The sequence below is a fragment of the Streptococcus mitis genome (genome assembly GCF_005144795.1).
In the GTDB taxonomy this organism is placed as follows: Bacteria; Bacillota; Bacilli; order Lactobacillales; family Streptococcaceae; genus Streptococcus; species Streptococcus mitis_BB.
Genome location: NZ_SWFJ01000006.1, coordinates 95,420 through 113,337, shown reverse-complemented (window position 1 = coordinate 113,337; position 17,918 = coordinate 95,420). Strand labels below are relative to the sequence as shown.

Sequence of the window (17,918 nt, the reverse complement as noted above, 5' to 3'; positions counted from 1 at the left end):
AAAAGAGGTGAAGAAATGAATCAAACAGTAGAATATATCAAAGAACTGACAGCCATTGAGTCGCCAACAGGCTTCACTCGTGAGATTTCGGACTATTTAGTCAAGACTCTAGAAGGTTTTGGTTATCAGCCAGTTCGTACAGCCAAAGGCGGTGTCAATGTGACCATTAAAGGTCGAAATGATGAAGAGCATCGCTATGTGACTGCCCATGTGGATACGCTGGGTGCCATTGTCCGTGCTGTTAAACCAGATGGCCGTCTCAAAATGGACCGTATCGGTGGTTTCCCTTGGAACATGATTGAAGGAGAAAACTGTACCGTTCATGTAGCTAGCACAGGTCAAAAGGTATCAGGAACCATCCTTATCCACCAGACCTCTTGCCATGTCTACAAGGATGCAGGAACTGCAGAACGCACGCAAGACAATATGGAAGTGCGTTTGGACGTCAAAGTAACAAATGAAAAAGAAACTCGTTCCTTGGGGATTGAGGTAGGTGATTTTATCAGTTTTGATCCACGAACCGTCGTAACAGATACAGGTTTTATCAAGTCTCGTCATTTGGACGATAAGGTCAGCGCAGCGATTTTGCTTAATCTGCTTCGTATTTATAGGGAAGAGAAGATTGAGTTGCCTGTAACAACCCATTTTGCTTTTTCAGTTTTTGAAGAAGTGGGGCATGGAGCTAACTCTAATATCCCTGCTCAGGTAGTAGAATATCTGGCTGTGGATATGGGAGCTATGGGAGATGACCAGCAAACAGATGAGTACACAGTATCTATCTGCGTAAAGGATGCTTCAGGTCCTTATCACTATGACTTCCGTCAACATTTGGTTGCTTTGGCTAAAGAGCAAGATATTCCATTTAAGCTGGACATCTATCCATTTTATGGTTCGGACGCTTCAGCGGCTATGTCTGCAGGTGCAGAAGTCAAACATGCCCTTCTTGGTGCTGGTATCGAGTCTAGTCATTCTTATGAGCGTACTCATATTGATTCGGTGGTCGCAACAGAACGAATGGTCGATGCTTATCTTAAGAGTGCATTGGTAGACTAATATGTGTTTGATTTGCCAGAGAATTGAGCTCATCAAGAAGGGAGAAAATCCCTATTTTGTCAAAGAGTTGAAAACAGGCTATCTTGTGATTGGAGACCACCAGTATTTTGCAGGCTATAGTCTCTTTCTAGCCAAGGAACATGTCACCGAATTGCATTATTTAGAGAAGGAAACTAGAATCCGTTTTCTAGAGGAAATGAGTTTAGTCCAAGAGGCAGTTGCCAAGTCCTTTGCTGCCGAGAAAATGAATATTGAACTTTTAGGAAATGGCGATGCCCATCTCCACTGGCATCTTTTCCCTAGACGAACAGGTGATATGAATGGTCACGGTCTCAAGGGACGTGGTCCAGTCTGGTGGGTTCCCTTTGAAGAAATGACAGCAGAAACCTGCCAAGTAAAACCTGATGAGATTAAACAATTAGTCAAACGTTTATCGTCAGAAGTAGATAACCTATTAGAAATAAAGGAGTAGAAATGAAAAAAAGATACCTTGTTTTGACAGCCTTGCTAGCCTTGAATCTAGCAGCTTGTTCACAAGAAAAAGCAAAAAATGAAGATGGAGTAGCTAAGACAGAACAAACAGCTAAAGCTGATGGAACAGTCGGAAATAAGTCTCAAGAAGCCACCCAGAAAAAAGCAGAAGTGGTCAATAAAGGAGACTACTACAGTATCCAAGGGAAATACGATGAAATCATCGTAGCAAATAAACACTATCCATTGTCGAAAGACTACAATCCAGGGGAAAATCCAACAGCCAAGGCAGAGTTGCTCAAACTCATCAAAGCTATGCAAGAGGCAGGATTCCCAATCAGTGACCATTATAGTGGTTTTAGAAGTTATGAAACTCAGACCAAGCTCTATCAAGATTATGTAAACCAAGATGGGAAGGAAGCTGCTGACCGTTACTCTGCTCGTCCCGGTTACAGTGAACACCAAACTGGCTTGGCCTTTGATGTTATTGGTACTGATGGTGATTTAGTAACAGAAGAAAAAGCGGCTCAATGGCTCTTGGACCATGCGGCTGATTATGGCTTTGTTGTCCGTTATCTCAAAGGTAAGGAAAAAGAAACCGGCTATATGGCTGAAGAATGGCACCTTCGTTATGTCGGAAAAGAAGCAAAAGAAATTGCTGAGAGTGGTCTCAGTTTGGAAGAATACTATGGATTTGAAGGTGGAGATTATGTCAATTAATACTCTTCGAAAATCAAATTCAAACCACGTCAGCGTCGCCTTACCGTACTCAAGTACAGCCTGCAGCTAGCTTCCTAGTTTGCTCTTTGAGTATAGAAAATAAACTTTTCTCTTGCAATTCTAGATAAATAGTGTATAATGGATAAGTATGTGTAAAGCATACTTGTGGGAGGTAAAAATCTTTAATTACCGCCAAAACCACAAAGGAGGATTTAAAAATGGCTAAAAAAGTCGAAAAACTTGTAAAATTGCAAATCCCTGCTGGTAAAGCTACACCAGCTCCACCGGTTGGACCTGCTCTTGGTCAAGCTGGTATCAACATCATGGGATTCACAAAAGAGTTCAACGCTCGTACAGCTGACCAAGCTGGTATGATTATTCCAGTTGTTATCTCAGTTTACGAAGATAAATCATTTACTTTCATCACTAAAACACCACCAGCTGCTGTTCTTTTGAAAAAAGCTGCAGGTGTTGAAAAAGGATCAGGTACACCTAACAAAACTAAAGTTGCTACAGTTACTCGTGCACAAGTACAAGAAATTGCAGAAACTAAGATGCCAGATTTGAACGCAGCAAACGTAGAGTCTGCAATGCGTATGATCGAAGGTACTGCTCGTTCTATGGGATTCACTGTTGTTGACTAATCAATAACATAGTAGAAAATCTCACAGCAGTCTATTAGTTGCTTTTCATACTAGGCAAGTGACTGAAGCTTGTACTTGGGTACAGCAAGGGAACTTAACGAAGTAGGAAAAGAAAATTAATAGACTGATAACCCGCAAGACTTCATCATTTCGAGAAGTGACGTGGGAGATGAAAATCGATTGAACCACTTACAAGGAGAATAGAAAATGGCTAAAAAAAGCAAACAACTTCGTGCTGCTCTTGAGAAAATTGACAGCACAAAAGCATACAGCGTAGAAGAAGCTGTAGCACTTGCAAAAGAAACTAACTTTGCAAAATTTGACGCAACTGTAGAAGTTGCTTACAACTTGAACATCGACGTTAAAAAAGCTGACCAACAAATCCGTGGAGCAATGGTATTGCCAAACGGTACTGGTAAAACTTCACGCGTTCTTGTTTTCGCACGTGGTGCAAAAGCTGAAGAAGCAAAAGCTGCTGGTGCAGACTTTGTTGGTGAAGATGACCTTGTTGCTAAAATCAACGACGGTTGGTTGGACTTCGACGTAGTTATCGCTACACCTGACATGATGGCTCTTGTTGGACGTCTTGGACGTGTCCTTGGACCACGTAACTTGATGCCAAACCCTAAAACTGGTACTGTAACTATGGATGTTGCTAAAGCAGTTGAAGAGTCTAAAGGTGGTAAAATCACTTACCGTGCAGACCGTGCAGGTAACGTTCAAGCTATCATCGGTAAAGTATCATTTGAAGCTGAAAAATTGGTTGAAAACTTCAAAGCTTTCAACGAAACAATCCAAAAAGCAAAACCAGCTACAGCTAAAGGAACTTACGTAACAAACTTGACTATCACAACTACTCAAGGTGTTGGTATCAAAGTTGACGTAAACTCACTTTAATCAGTAGTTTATATCAGAGAACGAGTACGAAAGTGCTCGTTTTTTTAGGTACTATGAACATTCCGTTCATCTGAGGTGTAAGTTCTCTGCGAGGATTATATACTAGTAAACCCAAAAGTTATTCCCAAGTCTAACTATTGTGAGTAGCTTATCGAACGGCATTAGGATAGACTGTTTAAGTCTGACGCTGGAAATAAGAATCGGCAGAGGAAGAGATAGAGAAATCTTGGCTATACGAATAGGCACGTGATATATAGCGGATAAGGAGATCAGCAAATCTAAAGTACAAATATGTAGTCGTAACCTATATGCGTAAACTACGTGAGCAATTGAATTCGAATTAGAGAGGTGATTAATAGATTTATGCTATAGTCATGGCAGCTTGTGTGCTTTTGATTCTAGTTTATCAAATAATAGATTAGAATTGTCAGATAATATAATTTTATGTTATAATAAAGAAAAAATAGAGGTGTTCAAATGTCAGAAGCAGGTCATAAGTTTTTAGCAAAACTGGGGAAAAAACGCTTACGTCCAGGTGGAAAACGTGCCACAGATTGGTTAATTGCGGAAGGAGGATTTTCAAAAGAAAAGAGAATACTAGAAGTTGCTTGTAATAGGGGAACTACAGCAATTGAGTTGGCACAGCGTTTTGGTTGCAAGATAACTGCTGTTGATATGGATGCTCAAGCTCTAGAAGTGGCTAAAAAATCTGCTGAAACGGCAGGTGTTGATCATTTGATCAGATTTGAAAGAGCAAATGCAATGAAACTTCCTTATGAAGATGCTAGTTTTGATATTGTTATAAATGAAGCTATGCTGACTATGCAAGCCGATCAAGCTAAGAAAAAATGTGTAATGGAGTATCTAAGGGTTTTAAAACCTGAAGGTCTTCTCTTGACACATGATGTGCTTCTTAAGGAAGCTAAAGAGTCTGTCAGACAGGAATTATCACAAGCAATTCATGTAAATGTAGGTCCTTTAACTCAAGATGGTTGGGAACAGGTGATGATAGAATCAGGTTATCGTGATGTGAAAGTATTGACTGGTGAAATGACATTAATGAAATTATCAGGTATGATTTATGACGAAGGTTGGCTAGGAACCTTAAAAATTTGTGTAAATGCTTGTAAAAAGGAGAATAGGAAGCAGTTTTTAACGATGTATAAAATGTTCGCTAAAAATAAACAGAAATTGGGCTTTATTGCTATGGCTAGTTATAAATCGTCAAATCGTTAGATAATTATTGAAGTTAACTTTTCCTTTTTTCTTTCTTAAAAAATATGCTATAATAGAGAGTAAAAAACTTTGAAAGAAAGAAAAAGATGAATTTAAAAGATTACATTGCAACAATTGAAAATTATCCGAAGGAAGGAATTACCTTCCGTGATATCAGTCCTTTGATGGCTGATGGAAATGCTTATAGCTATGCTGTTCGTGAAATCGTTCAATATGCTACTGACAAGAAAATTGATATGATCGTAGGGCCTGAAGCTCGTGGTTTTATCGTGGGCTGTCCAGTTGCCTTTGAGTTGGGAATTGGTTTTGCACCTGTTCGTAAGCCAGGTAAATTGCCACGCGAAGTTATTTCTGCTGACTATGAAAAAGAGTACGGGGTTGATACCTTAACTATGCATGCTGATGCCATTAAGCCAGGTCAACGTGTTCTTATCGTAGATGACCTCTTGGCAACAGGTGGAACTGTTAAGGCAACTATCGAGATGATTGAAAAACTTGGTGGTGTTGTAGCAGGTTGTGCCTTCCTTGTTGAATTGGATGAATTGAACGGTCGTGAAAAAATCGGTGACTACGATTACAAAGTTCTTATGCATTATTAATGAAAAACAGTCCCTAGGGCTGTTTTCTCTACATTAGGATATAAAAATAGACTATAGCTAGTTAGAGAAAAACTATAATTGAAAACTATATCTTCTTACAGTATAATAAAGGAAACAAGTGTTTACATTTTAACTCTAAACACAAGCAATTATTCCTGAAAGAGTACAGTTAGGAGAGGGTTATGCCTATTCGAATTGATAAAAAATTGCCAGCTGTTGAGATTTTACGGACAGAGAATATCTTTGTCATGGATGATCAACGTGCTGCACACCAAGATATTCGTCCCTTGAAGATTTTAATTTTAAATCTCATGCCACAGAAAATGGTCACAGAGACCCAGTTGTTGCGCCACTTGGCTAATACACCCCTGCAACTGGATATTGATTTTCTCTATATGGAAAGCCACCGCTCTAAGACAACTCGTTCAGAGCACATGGAGACCTTTTATAAAACTTTTCCTGAAGTTAAGGACGAGTATTTTGATGGCATGATTATCACGGGTGCTCCAGTTGAGCATTTACCATTTGAGGAAGTGGACTATTGGGAGGAATTCAGTCAGGTAATCGAGTGGTCCAAGACCCACGTCTATTCGACGCTTCATATCTGCTGGGGTGCCCAGGCTGGTCTTTATCTGCGTTATGGGGTGGAAAAATACCAGATGGACAGTAAATTATCAGGTATCTATCCTCAGGATACTTTAAAAGAAGGACACCTTCTCTTTAGAGGCTTTGACGATAGCTATGTATCCCCTCATTCTCGGCACACGGAGATTTCTAAGGAAGAGGTCTTAAATAAAACCAATCTCGAGATTTTATCAGAGGGTCCTCAGGTTGGAGTTTCGATTTTGGCTAGTCGTGATTTACGAGAAATTTATAGTTTTGGGCATTTGGAATATGATCGTGATACCTTGGCAAATGAATATTTCCGAGATCGTGATGCAGGTTTAGATCCACATATTCCAGAAAATTACTTTAAGGATGATGATGTCAACCAGACACCTTGTCTTTGTTGGTCTTCATCAGCAGCCCTCTTTTTCAGTAACTGGGTGAACTATGCCGTCTATCAGGAAACACCTTTTGACTGGAGAAAAATAGAAGATGATGCATCTGCATTTGGGTATTTATAAGAGGAATTATGACATATTTAGACGCTTTTAAATCAGGGAACTTGGTTTTACCGAGTGCCCTGCTCTTGCATTTTAAGGAACTCTTTCCTTCCAGCGACGATTTTCTGGTCTGGCAATTTTTCTATTTGCAAAATACGACAGGCTTAGAAGAAATGTCCCCAAGCCAGATTGCTGAAAGGATTGGTAAGGAAATTTCGGATGTCAATCAGGCCATTTCCAATCTGACGGAAAGGGGACTGCTTCAGTATCGAACCATCGAATTGAATGGTGAAATTGAATTGCTTTTTGATGCTAGTTTGGCTTTGGAACGTTTGGATGACTTGCTTGGAGCAGTTCATTCAAGTTCAGATCAGCTGACACCTAAAAATCAGCTTAAAGATTTGGTGGAAACCTTCCAGCAGGAATTGGGACGCTTGTTGACCCCTTTTGAGATTGAGGATTTGACCAAGACGCTAAAGGAAGATGGAACCAGTGCTGACGTGATTAAGGAAGCTCTTCGTGAAGCTGTTTTGAATGGAAAACCAAACTGGAAGTACATTCAGGCGATTTTGAGAAACTGGCGCCATGAAGGTATCAAAAGTGTGGCTCAAATCGAGGCTAAACGGGCAGAGAGAGAAACAAGCAATCCTCAGTTGACACAGGTATCTGCAGATTTTAGAAATGCTATGGATCTTTGGAAAGATTAATCGTTGGAAGCAGGATTGAAATCCGAGTAAGATTTGCAAGCTGTGTTTAATTGTGATAAAATAAATAGAAAATAAATTGAAAAAAGAGGTATGTGAAATGTCACGTAAACCATTTATCGCTGGTAACTGGAAAATGAACAAAAATCCAGAAGAAGCTAAAGCATTCGTTGAAGCAGTTGTATCAAAACTTCCTTCATCAGATCTTGTTGAAGCAGGTATCGCAGCTCCAGCTCTTGATTTGACAACGGTTCTTGCTGCTGCAAAAGGTTCAAACCTTAAAGTTGCTGCTCAAAACTGTTACTTTGAAAATGCAGGTGCTTTCACTGGTGAAACAAGCCCACAAGTTTTGAAAGAAATCGGTACTGACTACGTTGTTATCGGCCACTCAGAACGCCGTGACTACTTCCATGAAACTGACGAAGATATCAACAAAAAAGCAAAAGCAATCTTTGCAAACGGTATGCTTCCAATCATCTGTTGTGGTGAATCACTTGAAACTTACGAAGCTGGTAAAGCTGCTGAATTTGTAGGTGCTCAAGTATCTGCTGCATTGGCTGGATTGACTGCTGAACAAGTTGCTGCCTCAGTTATCGCTTATGAGCCAATCTGGGCTATCGGCACTGGTAAATCAGCTTCACAAGACGACGCACAAAAAATGTGTAAAGTTGTTCGTGACGTTGTAGCTGCTGACTTCGGTCAAGAAGTTGCAGACAAAGTTCGTGTTCAATACGGCGGTTCTGTTAAACCTGAAAACGTTGCTTCATACATGGCTTGCCCAGACGTTGACGGTGCCCTTGTTGGTGGTGCGTCACTTGAAGCTGAAAGTTTCTTGGCATTGCTTGACTTTGTAAAATAATCTAAGTTATTCCAGACAGACAGTCAAAAGCACTAGGTGACTTTGACTGCCTGTCTTGTTTTTGTTTGGAGAGTTCTTGTGAAATAGGAATTTTTTCCTACAGGAGCTGGTAAGACGACCTTGATCAATCTACTCATACGTTTTTATGATGTTAGAGCAGATATAATCTTGGTTGACGGGCAGGATATTAACCAGTTGTCATGCCAAGACTACCGCCGTCAGTTTGGGATGGTCTTACAGGATGCTTGGCTTTATGAAGGTACGATCAAAGAAAACCTCTATTTTGGAAATCTTAACGCCAGTGACGAAGAAATAATAGAAGCCGCCAAAGCGGCTAATGTAGACCATTTTATCCGAACTCTTCCTGGTGGTTATAACATGGAGATGAACCAAGACTCCAGCAATATTTCCCTCGGGCAAAAACAACTCTTGACCATCGTGCGTGCTCTCTAACCAATTTTAAAATTCTTATTTTTGATGAAGCGACTTCCTCTGTTGATACCTGTTTGGAACTCTTGATTCAAAAAATCACGAAACGATTGATGAAAGGAAGGACCAGCTTTGTCATTGCACATCGCCTTTCGACCATTCAAGAAGCAAATAAGATTCTCGTTCTTAAGGATGGACAGATTATTGAGCAGGGAAATTATGAAAGCTCACTCCAAGCAAAAGGCTTTTATTATGAACTTTACCAAAGCCAATTTTCAAGCAAATCTGATTAAATCAGCTAATAAAATAATGTCAAACTTTTCTTAAATTATCAGTCTATTGCAACTTTTCTCATGTGAGTCATTTGGCTTGCTATTGGTTTTCCTTAGTAGTATACTAAGAGAGTAAACACTAAGAAGTGCTTACAAATAATAATGAATGAGGTAAAATAAAATGGTAGAATTGAAAAAAGAAGCAGTAAAAGACGTAACATCATTAACAAAAGCAGCGCCAGTAGCATTGGCAAAAACAAAGGAAGTATTGAACCAAGCTGTTGCTGATTTGTACGTAGCCCACGTTGCCTTGCACCAAGTACACTGGTACATGCGTGGCCGTGGTTTCCTTGTATGGCATCCAAAAATGGATGAGTACATGGATGCTCTTGATGGTCACTTGGATGAAATCAGCGAACGCTTGATCACACTTGGTGGAAGCCCATTCTCTACTTTGACAGAATTCCTTCAAAACAGTGAAATCGAAGAAGAAGCTGGTGAATACCGTAATGTTGAAGAAAGCTTGGAACGTGTCCTTGTTATCTACCGTTATTTGTCAGAACTTTTCCAAAAAGGTTTGGATATCACTGATGAAGAAGGTGACGATGTGACAAACGGTATCTTTGCAGATGCTAAAACTGAAACTGATAAAACAATCTGGATGCTTGCAGCAGAACTTGGACAAGCACCTGGTTTGTAATATAAATGCACCCCTTTCTATCATGAGTTTCTGTATCACTACTCATGATAAACTATCTTTTAAAAATCATGTAGCAGAAAAAGTTACATGATTTTTTCTTTACTCCTCCGGCGACTCATTTGTCAAAATGCTGATTTTAAGGTATAATAGTTGCTGTTCGAGAAATTTTGATTTTCAAAGAATAGTGAATGATGATAAGGAGAAACCATGAACAACTTACCAAATTGCCCAAAATGTAATTCAGAGTATGTCTACGAAGACGGTGCCCTACTGGTTTGCCCAGAGTGTGCTCATGAGTGGAATCCTGCTGAAGTTGCAGATGTAGAAGAGGGCCTTGTTGCTATCGATGCCAACGGAAATAAATTGGCTGACGGTGATACTGTAACCCTCATCAAGGATTTGAAAGTAAAAGGTGCGCCAAAAGATTTGAAACAAGGGACGCGCGTGAAAAATATCCGCATCGTAGAAGGCGACCACAATATTGACTGTAAGATTGATGGCTTCGGTGCCATGAAACTCAAATCAGAGTTTGTGAAGAAAATTTAAGCATGTCAAAAAACTACAAACTTACATTTTATAGCCGTATCTTCTTGTTTCTAGCGGCTTTTACGGGAGTTTATCTTGAAATCGCCAAGCATGGTGGATTTGGGATGCTTCTCTATTACACGGTTCTGTCCAACCTCTTAGTAGCGATTTTTACGCTCTATCTACTAAAGGTTATGAGCCGTTTAGGTGAAAACTGGCAAAGGCCAAGTCTCCTGCGCTTAAAAGGTGGGGTCACCATGAGTATCATGATTACCTGTGTGATTTACCATTTCCTTTTAGCGCCCATTGCGACTAATTTCTATACTCTGGAAAATTTCCTTTGCCACTATATCGTTCCCCTCTGGTTTTTAGTAGATACCCTCTTTTTTGACAAACAGGGTCAATATAAAATCTGGGATCCAGTTGTGTGGACGATTTTACCCTTGCTGTATATGATTTTTGCTCTTTTTAATGGCTTGGTACTGAAACTAGACATTCCTAATTCTAAGGTCAGTCCCTTCCCTTACTTCTTTTTGAATGTGAACAAGGGGTGGGATGTCGTGTTCAAGTGGTGTCTGATTATCTTTGTTGCCTATATGGTGGCAGGATTTATCTTCTACTTTATTAAGCAAATCAAGAGAAAGTCATCCTAATACTCTTCGAAAATCTCTTCAAACCACGTCAGTTTCCATCTGCAACCTCAAAACACTGCTTTGAGTAACCTGCGGCTAGCTTCCTAGTTTGCTCTTTGATTTTCATTGAGTATAAGACACAAGAGATTCATTTTCGAGTTTAAGAAGGAGTCTATATACCCAAGAGGCTTCTTCTTTTCTTGCCTGTTTGATAATTATCAAAAAATTAGAAGATTAAGAGAAATATAGAAAGAGATTTCATGAAACAATTTTTAGAACGGGCCAGTATTTTGGCTCTCTCCCTCGTTTTGATTACCTCCTTTTCCATCTCGAGTGCCCTGCCAGCTATGTTTGACTATTATCAGGGCTATCCTAAGGAACAAATTGAGCTCTTAGCGAGCTTGCCTTCTTTCGGGATCATGATTATGTTACTACTAAATGGTTTCTTAGAAAAAATATTTCCTGAGCGCTTACAGATTAGTCTGGGCTTGCTGATTTTATCACTCAGCGGGACGGCTCCCTTCTGGTATCAAGCCTACTCCTTTGTTTTTGGAACACGGATTCTTTTTGGTTTGGGTGTTGGGATGATCAATGCTAAGGCCATTTCCATTATCAGTGAACGTTATCAAGGAAAAACGCGAATTCAGATGCTAGGGTTACGCGGTTCTGCAGAGGTCGTTGGGGCTTCTCTCATTACCTTGGCAGTCGGCCAGTTGTTGGCCTTTGGTTGGACAGCTACCTTCTTAGCCTATAGTGCTGGATTTTTGGTGCTGACCCTTTATCTGCTCTTTGTCCCTTATGGAAAAGAAAAGAAAGAAGTCAAGAAAAAAGAGAAAGAAGCAAGTCGCTTAACTCGGGAAATGAAAGGTTTGATTTTTATCCTAGCTATCGAAGCGGCGGTTGTAGTTTGTACCAATACGGCTATTACTATTCGTATTCCAAGTTTGATGGTGGAAAGAGGACTTGGAGATGCCCAGTTATCTAGTTTTGTCCTTAGTGTCATGCAGTTGATTGGGATTGTGGCTGGTGTGAGTTTTTCTTTCTTGATTTCTATTTTTAAAGAGAAACTGCTCCTCTGGTCCGGTATTACCTTCGGCTTAGGACAAATCGTGATCGCCCTCTCTCCATCCTTGTGGGTGGTAGTGGCAGGAAGCATTCTGGCTGGTTTTGCCTACAGTGTAGCCTTGACGACGGTCTTTCAACTTGTCTCTGAAAGAATTCCAGCTAAACTCCTCAATCAAGCAACTTCATTTGCTGTATTAGGTTGTAGTTTCGGAGCCTTTACGACCCCATTCGTTCTAAGTGCAATTGGCTTACTAACACAAAATGGAATGTTGGTCTTTACAATTTTGGGAGTTTGGTTGATTGTAACTTCTATCTTTGTTATGTACCTACTTCAAAAGAGAGCTTAGGATTGGTTCCTAAGTTTTTCTTTTTAGGATTTTTGTACCCATACAGTATTTATTTTAGGGCCTTGTCTACAGACTAATTTCTTGATAAAATGGAAGTTATGACAAGATATAAAGCAACTATTTCCTATGACGGTTACGTCTTTGCTGGTTTTCAGCGCCAGCCTCATGCGCGTAGTGTTCAGGAAGAAATTGAAAAAACCTTGACGAGACTCAATAAAGGGAAAGCAATCACTGTTCACGGTGCTGGTAGGACTGATAGTGGGGTTCATGCTTTGGGACAGGTGATTCATTTTGACCTGCCTTATCAAATGGATGAGGAGAAGCTCCGTTTTGCTCTAGACACTCAGTCACCTGAAGATATTGATGTGATTTCGATTGAGCTTGTGGCAGATGATTTTCATTGCCGTTATGCCAAGCACAGCAAGACCTATGAGTTTATTGTGGATAGGGGTCGTCCTAAAAATCCCATGCGCCGTCACTATGCTACTCACTTTCCCTACCCGCTTGACGTGGAACGCATGCAGATTGCAATCAAAAAGCTAGAGGGCACCCACGATTTCACAGGCTTTACAGCCTCTGGAACCAGTGTGGAGGATAAGGTTCGCACCATCACAGAAGCTAGTCTCAGGGTTGATGAGACAGGCCAGTTTTTGACTTTCACCTTTTCAGGAAATGGTTTCTTGTATAAACAGATTCGCAATATGGTGGGGACGCTGCTCAAAATCGGAAATAATCGTATGCCAGTAGAGCAGATTGACCTCATCTTGGAGAAAAAGGACAGGCAGCTTGCAGGTCCCACTGCAGCACCAAATGGTTTGTATTTAAAGGAGATTCGTTATGAAGAATAATCGTATTTTAGCACTTTCTGGAAATGATATTTTTAGTGGTGGTGGTTTGTCCGCTGATTTGGCTACCTATACCTTGAACGGCTTGCATGGTTTTGTAGCAGTGACTTGCTTGACAGCCTTGACAGAAAAAGGATTTGAAGTCTTTCCAACTGACGATACCATTTTTCAACATGAATTAGATAGCTTGCGTGATGTCGAGTTTGGGGGAATTAAGATTGGTCTTCTACCAACTGTCAGTGTGGCTGAGAAGGCATTGGACTTTATCGAACAACGCCCAGGAGTGCCTGTAGTATTGGATCCTGTTTTGGTCTGCAAGGAAACGCATGACGTAGCTGTAAGTGAACTCTGCCAAGAGTTGATTCGCTTTTTCCCTCATGTCAGTGTGATTACGCCTAATCTTCCTGAAGCAGAATTATTGACAGGTCAGGAAATTAAAACCCTTGAAGACATGAAAACTGTAGCACAGAAATTGTATGACTTAGGAGCGCCAGCAGTCATTATCAAGGGAGGCAATCGCCTTACTCAGGACAAGGCTGTAGATGTCTTTTATGATGGACAGACCTTTACAGTGTTGGAAAATCCTGTTATCCAAGGGCAAAATGCTGGTGCAGGTTGTACCTTTGCCTCCAGCATTGCCAGTCATCTAGTCAAAGGTGATGAACTTTTACCAGCAGTAGAAAGCTCTAAGGCTTTCGTTTACCGTGCCATTGCACAAGCAGATCAGTATGGAGTAAGACAATATGAAGCAAACAAAAACAACTAAAATTGCCCTTGTATCCCTCTTAACCGCCCTTTCTGTGGTTCTAGGTTATTTCTTAAAAATTCCAACACCGACAGGAATTCTAACTCTTTTAGATGCGGGTGTCTTCTTTACGGCCTTTTACTTTGGTAGTCGCGAAGGGGCTGTAGTCGGAGGACTAGCAGGTTTCTTGATTGACCTCTTATCAGGCTATCCTCAGTGGATGTTCTTTAGCTTGGTCAACCATGGTTTGCAGGGATTTTTCGCAGGATTTAAAGGAAAAACTCAGTGGTTAGGCCTTATCTTAGCAACGATTGCCATGGTAGGGGGTTACGCCTTTGGTTCTACATTGATGAATGGCTGGGCTGCAGCCCTACCAGAAATTTTACCAAATTTCATGCAAAATATCGTGGGAATGGTTGTAGGGTTTGTGCTTAGTCAGAGTATTAAGAAAATTAAGTAAAGCGGCTGGAGAAAAGTTTTAAAAATCAGAAAAACGCATAATATCAGGTGTTGAAAAACCTTGATACTATGCGTTTTATTGTGGGAAGATTTTATACTCTTCGAAAATCTCTTCAAACCGCGTCAACGTCGCCTTACCGTAGATATGGTTACTGACTTCGTCAGTTCTATTTACAACCTCAAAACAGTGTTTTGAGCAACCTGTGGCTAGTTTCCTAGTTTGCTCTTTGATTTTCATTGAGTATTAGATGAATATTAATCAAAATAAAGCAAGTCTTTGCTGGTGCTTGTAAAGAGGTCAAAGCCATCCTTGGTAACAACACCGCAGTCTTCGATACGGACACCGACTTTACCAGGGATATAGATACCTGGTTCAACAGAGAAGCACATGCCTTCTTCGATGATCATGTCGTTTCCTTCCATGATAGATGGGAATTCGTGGACATCCATACCGATACCGTGACCAAGACGGTGGTTGAAGTACTCGCCGTAACCAGCTTTTTCGATGACCTCACGGGCAGCGCGGTCCACTTCATGGGCAGTCACACCTGGTTTGATAAAGTCAAGAGCAGCTTGTTGAGCTTCAAGAGTCAAGTTATAAATGTCTTTCTTGAATTGGTCAGGTTTGCCGACTGCGACTGTACGAGTCATATCTGACGCATAGCCGTTGACGAGAACACCCAGGTCAAAGAGGAGAAGAGAATCATTTTCAACCTTATTAGATGCTGGAATACCGTGTGGATTTGCAGCATTATCACCAGTCAAGACCATGGTATCAAAACTCATTTCATAGCCTTCACGTTTCATGGCAAAGTCGATTTGGGCGATGATATCTGTCTCAGTCTTATCAAGAGAAATATTATCAAAACCAACCTTAACAGCCTTGTCCGCATAGAGACCTGCAACCATCATTTTTTGCACTTCGTCAGCTGATTTGATGAGTCGCATACGTTGGATACGAGGAGTGAGGTTGTCAAATTCAGCAGTTTCAAAAACTGATTTCAAGCCATGATATTTGGTCAAGATGAGATTGTCAAACTCAACAGCGACACGTTTGAAGTCAAGTTGCGGAAGAGCATGTTTCATTTTTTGCCATGGATTTTCAGAATCTACATAGCCCACAACTGGGAAGGAAACAGTGCTGCTTGCACGCTCTACTTCAAGGGCTGGGACAAAGAGGAGGGGTTCCTGATTAGCTAGGATAAAAAGGAACATCTGGCGTTCATGGGGATCACTGTAAAAGCCAGTGAGGTAATTGATTGTGACGGGGTCAGATACGACAGCGACGTCTAGTTTTTCTGATTCAAGATATGTTACGATTTGTTGTAATTTAGACATATGCTACCTTCTTTCTACCCCTCTATTTTGGCAAAAAATGAGAGAAAATGCAAGGGAGAAGGGTAAAAGAATAGACAAAAAGAACTCCGACAAGATAACAGAGTTCTTTGATATAATTTCCTTTTGTTTAAGAAAAGTCAGCCTTGCTTTTGACGTCGCTGTATTCTTCAGCGATTTCTTGGCTGAGAATGTCCTCATAAGCAGGGAGTTGAATGTCCTGACCATATTTCTTCTTGAGGGCAGTAGTGACTAGGCGATAAGCTAGATTGGCATTACGAGAGAGGATAGGCCCGTGGAAGTAAGAACCAAAGACATTCTTATAATGAACCCCTTCGCCGACCTTTTCTTCGTTATTTCCATTTCCATAGACAACCTGTCCCAGCGGTTTTTGGTCATCTGAGAGGAAGGTACGTCCCTGATGATTTTCAAAACCATAGTATGTTTCATCGAAATCTTCATTGTGAATCTTGATGTCACCGATAAAACGGTTATTGGTCTGGTTGAGGGTGTAGTGGCCCATGACACCTAGCCCTTCGATACGTCTCCCTGAAGCTTCAATATAATATTGACCCAATAGTTGGAAACCACCGCAGATAGCCAGAACCACACCGTCGTTTTGGATGTAGTTGTCAATGCTTTCTTTTTTGGCAGGTAGGTCGTCTGCAATAATACTTTGTTCAAAGTCTTGACCACCACCGAAAAAGGCGATGTCATAGTGATTTTCATCAAAATCATCATGAAGTGAAACGATGTCAACCGTCACATGGGCTCCCAGTTTTTCAGCCACATACTTGAGCATGAGGATGTTTCCATTGTCCCCATAGGTATTCATGAGATTTCCGTAGAGGTGGGCAATGTTGAGCTGATAAGGGTAATTGCCATCTTTTGAGGAAAGTGAAGTATAAACCATTAGTTCATCTCCTTTCTAACAATCTGACGACTAGCCAGCAGTTCGCGGAATTCAAGCATAGCAGTATAGGTAGCTAGGATATAGGCATGCTTGCAGTCTTGGTTCTCAATAGTCTTAAGAACTTGTTCCAGATTGCTTGTTTCAGTGATTTTCTCAGCTGGATAGCCAGTCACTCGGAGACGACGTGCAATTTCAGAATGGCGAACACCGCCAGCGTTAATTTCTGGAATATCCATCTCAGTGATTTGTTCAAAATCAGCATCCCAGATCCAGCTGGTATCAATACCGTCTGCATAGTTGGCATTAAGGAGGACAGATAGGCTAAATGGATAAGGAGCTAGTTTAATCATCTCGATAGCTTGGGTCGCACCAACTGGATTTTTAATCAAGACGAGGGTGCATTCCTTATCACCGATATGGAAGGTTTCCTGGCGTCCAAAGATAGCACGGCTCTTGTCAAATCCTTGCTTGATCAGTTGTGAATCTGCACCAAGGAAACGGGCGATAGCAACCGCAGCTAGGGCGTTGTAGATATTGTAGAGACCACCGATTTGAATACCGTATTCTTGTCCGTCAATGACAAAGCGAGAGCGATTGTTGGTCAACTCAACCAATTCTGTCAAGCGATAGTCTAATTCAGGACGTTTACATTCGCAGCCTTCACAGATATAGGCACCCAAATTTGCATAAGTATTGTGCTCATATTTGAGGATGCCTTGGCAGTCAGGGCAGAGGATTCCTTCGGTATTATAGTGAGCCAGCTGGGCTGGACCTTTCTCCAAGTCAAAACCAAAATACTCTACAGGATTTGGAATAGCTGGCTTGTAGAAAAGTGGACTGTCTCCATTAAGGAGAACAGTGGCAGTAGGCACTTTACGAATGGCATCCAAAATCATCTTGTAAGTTGTGTAAATCTCACCATAGCGGTCCATTTGGTCACGGAAGATATTCGTGATAACAAATAAGCTTGGTTGGATATAGTCACAGATACGAGATAGACTGGCCTCGTCGATTTCTAGGACGGCAATATTTTTCCCAGTTTTTGAAGATTTGGCTGTTAAGAAGGTTGTCGCAATCCCTGTGATCATGTTAGCACCGCTTGGGTTGGTCAGAACCTGACCATAAACCTCTTTTAAAATGCCGACAGTGAGGGCAGTTGTCAAGGTTTTTCCATTTGTTCCAGTGACCACGACAATCTCGTAGTTCTTAGCTAGGTTTTGTAAAATATCTTTATCAAATTGAAGGGCGATTTTTCCTGGTAGCGTACTTCCACGGCCAAGACGGCTTAAAATGAAGTGGGAAGAGCGCCCAGCAAGAAGGCCCAAAGTAGTTTTTAATTTCATGTTTCTATTATATCATAAA

20 protein-coding genes and 1 pseudogene are annotated in these 17,918 nt (G+C 40.9%); 18 read left to right on the top strand and 3 right to left on the bottom strand.

Features of this window, described 5'->3' with window-relative positions; genetic code table 11:
• The first annotated feature begins 15 nt into the window (after positions 1 to 15).
• The 18 genes and pseudogenes from FBF73_RS05525 to FBF73_RS05430 all read left to right on the top strand — a co-directional run bounded on the left by FBF73_RS05525 (position 16) and on the right by FBF73_RS05430 (position 14,309).
• Positions 16 to 1,053, top strand: coding sequence for a M42 family metallopeptidase (locus FBF73_RS05525; protein WP_136937203.1), 1,038 nt, complete (start codon positions 16 to 18; stop codon positions 1,051 to 1,053).
• A gap of 1 nt (position 1,054) precedes the next feature.
• Positions 1,055 to 1,525 (top strand): HIT family protein, encoded by a 471-nt coding sequence (locus tag FBF73_RS05520; RefSeq protein ID WP_136937202.1) that lies wholly within the window; start codon positions 1,055 to 1,057, stop codon positions 1,523 to 1,525.
• Positions 1,526 to 1,527: 2 nt separating this feature from the next.
• Complete coding sequence (gene ldcB / locus FBF73_RS05515; RefSeq protein WP_136937201.1) at positions 1,528 to 2,244, top strand: LD-carboxypeptidase LdcB/DacB; 717 nt, start codon at positions 1,528 to 1,530, stop codon at positions 2,242 to 2,244.
• Positions 2,245 to 2,462: 218 nt separating this feature from the next.
• Positions 2,463 to 2,888, top strand: coding sequence for a 50S ribosomal protein L11 (rplK, locus tag FBF73_RS05505; protein ID WP_001085807.1), 426 nt, complete (start codon positions 2,463 to 2,465; stop codon positions 2,886 to 2,888).
• Between the two features lie 207 nt (positions 2,889 to 3,095).
• On the top strand, positions 3,096 to 3,785 hold the full coding sequence (rplA, locus tag FBF73_RS05500; RefSeq protein WP_001085675.1) for a 50S ribosomal protein L1: 690 nt from the start codon (positions 3,096 to 3,098) through the stop codon (positions 3,783 to 3,785).
• A 477-nt stretch (positions 3,786 to 4,262) separates the two neighbouring features.
• Positions 4,263 to 5,021 carry a class I SAM-dependent methyltransferase gene (locus FBF73_RS05495; protein WP_136937200.1) on the top strand — a complete coding sequence of 253 codons (759 nt, stop codon included), beginning with the start codon at positions 4,263 to 4,265 and terminating at the stop codon, positions 5,019 to 5,021.
• Between the two features lie 86 nt (positions 5,022 to 5,107).
• Complete coding sequence (locus FBF73_RS05490; protein WP_001049318.1) at positions 5,108 to 5,620, top strand: adenine phosphoribosyltransferase; 513 nt, start codon at positions 5,108 to 5,110, stop codon at positions 5,618 to 5,620.
• A gap of 182 nt (positions 5,621 to 5,802) precedes the next feature.
• Positions 5,803 to 6,747, top strand: a complete 945-nt coding sequence (metA, locus tag FBF73_RS05485) for a homoserine O-acetyltransferase MetA (protein ID WP_042750438.1) — start codon at positions 5,803 to 5,805, stop codon at positions 6,745 to 6,747.
• Positions 6,748 to 6,755: 8 nt separating this feature from the next.
• Entirely contained in the window at positions 6,756 to 7,433 is a 678-nt protein-coding gene (locus FBF73_RS05480; RefSeq protein WP_136937199.1) for a DnaD domain-containing protein, read from the top strand.
• Between the two features lie 97 nt (positions 7,434 to 7,530).
• Entirely contained in the window at positions 7,531 to 8,289 is a 759-nt protein-coding gene (gene tpiA / locus FBF73_RS05475) for a triose-phosphate isomerase (RefSeq protein WP_136937198.1), read from the top strand.
• A 96-nt stretch (positions 8,290 to 8,385) separates the two neighbouring features.
• Positions 8,386 to 9,011: pseudogene (locus FBF73_RS05470) on the top strand (ABC transporter ATP-binding protein); the annotation flags it as partial.
• 160 nt (positions 9,012 to 9,171) lie between these two features.
• Positions 9,172 to 9,690 (top strand): Dps family protein, encoded by a 519-nt coding sequence (locus tag FBF73_RS05465; protein ID WP_136937197.1) that lies wholly within the window; start codon positions 9,172 to 9,174, stop codon positions 9,688 to 9,690.
• A gap of 207 nt (positions 9,691 to 9,897) precedes the next feature.
• Positions 9,898 to 10,236: a zinc ribbon domain-containing protein YjdM gene (locus tag FBF73_RS05455; RefSeq protein ID WP_001061584.1), complete on the top strand. Its 339-nt coding sequence runs from the start codon at positions 9,898 to 9,900 to the stop codon at positions 10,234 to 10,236.
• Between the two features lie 2 nt (positions 10,237 to 10,238).
• A complete protein-coding gene (locus FBF73_RS05450; RefSeq protein ID WP_125411028.1) occupies positions 10,239 to 10,868 on the top strand; it encodes a Pr6Pr family membrane protein in 630 nt (209 codons plus the stop codon).
• 239 nt (positions 10,869 to 11,107) lie between these two features.
• Positions 11,108 to 12,259: an MFS transporter gene (locus FBF73_RS05445; protein ID WP_125411029.1), complete on the top strand. Its 1,152-nt coding sequence runs from the start codon at positions 11,108 to 11,110 to the stop codon at positions 12,257 to 12,259.
• Positions 12,260 to 12,357: 98 nt separating this feature from the next.
• Entirely contained in the window at positions 12,358 to 13,107 is a 750-nt protein-coding gene (truA, locus tag FBF73_RS05440; protein ID WP_136937196.1) for a tRNA pseudouridine(38-40) synthase TruA, read from the top strand.
• Positions 13,097 to 13,870: a bifunctional hydroxymethylpyrimidine kinase/phosphomethylpyrimidine kinase gene (locus FBF73_RS05435; protein ID WP_136937195.1), complete on the top strand. Its 774-nt coding sequence runs from the start codon at positions 13,097 to 13,099 to the stop codon at positions 13,868 to 13,870. The genes truA and FBF73_RS05435 overlap by 11 nt, the downstream gene beginning before the upstream one ends.
• A complete protein-coding gene (locus FBF73_RS05430; protein WP_136937194.1) occupies positions 13,848 to 14,309 on the top strand; it encodes an ECF transporter S component in 462 nt (153 codons plus the stop codon). Before FBF73_RS05435 ends, FBF73_RS05430 begins: the two co-directional genes overlap by 23 nt.
• 254 nt (positions 14,310 to 14,563) lie before the next feature.
• Here the strand turns inward: FBF73_RS05430 and FBF73_RS05425 are convergent, their stop codons facing one another.
• From FBF73_RS05425 to murT, 3 genes are all read right to left on the bottom strand, one after another.
• Entirely contained in the window at positions 14,564 to 15,646 is a 1,083-nt protein-coding gene (locus FBF73_RS05425; protein WP_136937193.1) for a M24 family metallopeptidase, read from the bottom strand.
• 127 nt (positions 15,647 to 15,773) lie between these two features.
• Entirely contained in the window at positions 15,774 to 16,556 is a 783-nt protein-coding gene (gene gatD, locus FBF73_RS05420) for a lipid II isoglutaminyl synthase subunit GatD (protein ID WP_112443988.1), read from the bottom strand.
• Positions 16,556 to 17,899 carry a lipid II isoglutaminyl synthase subunit MurT gene (gene murT, locus FBF73_RS05415; protein ID WP_136937192.1) on the bottom strand — a complete coding sequence of 448 codons (1,344 nt, stop codon included), beginning with the start codon at positions 17,897 to 17,899 and terminating at the stop codon, positions 16,556 to 16,558. Before murT ends, gatD begins: the two co-directional genes overlap by 1 nt.
• Positions 17,900 to 17,918: the final 19 nt, after the last annotated feature.

Coding starts and splice junctions, on each gene's coding strand:
- FBF73_RS05445 (WP_125411029.1), top strand. CDS start 11,108: ATGAAACAATTTTTAGAACGGGCCAGTATTTTGGCTCTCTCCCTCGTT.
- FBF73_RS05435 (WP_136937195.1), top strand. CDS start 13,097: ATGAAGAATAATCGTATTTTAGCACTTTCTGGAAATGATATTTTTAGT.
- rplK (WP_001085807.1), top strand. CDS start 2,463: ATGGCTAAAAAAGTCGAAAAACTTGTAAAATTGCAAATCCCTGCTGGT.
- FBF73_RS05520 (WP_136937202.1), top strand. CDS start 1,055: ATGTGTTTGATTTGCCAGAGAATTGAGCTCATCAAGAAGGGAGAAAAT.
- FBF73_RS05455 (WP_001061584.1), top strand. CDS start 9,898: ATGAACAACTTACCAAATTGCCCAAAATGTAATTCAGAGTATGTCTAC.
- metA (WP_042750438.1), top strand. CDS start 5,803: ATGCCTATTCGAATTGATAAAAAATTGCCAGCTGTTGAGATTTTACGG.
- FBF73_RS05430 (WP_136937194.1), top strand. CDS start 13,848: ATGAAGCAAACAAAAACAACTAAAATTGCCCTTGTATCCCTCTTAACC.
- FBF73_RS05465 (WP_136937197.1), top strand. CDS start 9,172: ATGGTAGAATTGAAAAAAGAAGCAGTAAAAGACGTAACATCATTAACA.
- ldcB (WP_136937201.1), top strand. CDS start 1,528: ATGAAAAAAAGATACCTTGTTTTGACAGCCTTGCTAGCCTTGAATCTA.
- FBF73_RS05490 (WP_001049318.1), top strand. CDS start 5,108: ATGAATTTAAAAGATTACATTGCAACAATTGAAAATTATCCGAAGGAA.
- FBF73_RS05525 (WP_136937203.1), top strand. CDS start 16: ATGAATCAAACAGTAGAATATATCAAAGAACTGACAGCCATTGAGTCG.
- murT (WP_136937192.1), bottom strand. CDS start 17,899: ATGAAATTAAAAACTACTTTGGGCCTTCTTGCTGGGCGCTCTTCCCAC.
- truA (WP_136937196.1), top strand. CDS start 12,358: ATGACAAGATATAAAGCAACTATTTCCTATGACGGTTACGTCTTTGCT.
- FBF73_RS05480 (WP_136937199.1), top strand. CDS start 6,756: ATGACATATTTAGACGCTTTTAAATCAGGGAACTTGGTTTTACCGAGT.
- gatD (WP_112443988.1), bottom strand. CDS start 16,556: ATGGTTTATACTTCACTTTCCTCAAAAGATGGCAATTACCCTTATCAG.
- FBF73_RS05495 (WP_136937200.1), top strand. CDS start 4,263: ATGTCAGAAGCAGGTCATAAGTTTTTAGCAAAACTGGGGAAAAAACGC.
- FBF73_RS05450 (WP_125411028.1), top strand. CDS start 10,239: ATGTCAAAAAACTACAAACTTACATTTTATAGCCGTATCTTCTTGTTT.
- rplA (WP_001085675.1), top strand. CDS start 3,096: ATGGCTAAAAAAAGCAAACAACTTCGTGCTGCTCTTGAGAAAATTGAC.
- tpiA (WP_136937198.1), top strand. CDS start 7,531: ATGTCACGTAAACCATTTATCGCTGGTAACTGGAAAATGAACAAAAAT.
- FBF73_RS05425 (WP_136937193.1), bottom strand. CDS start 15,646: ATGTCTAAATTACAACAAATCGTAACATATCTTGAATCAGAAAAACTA.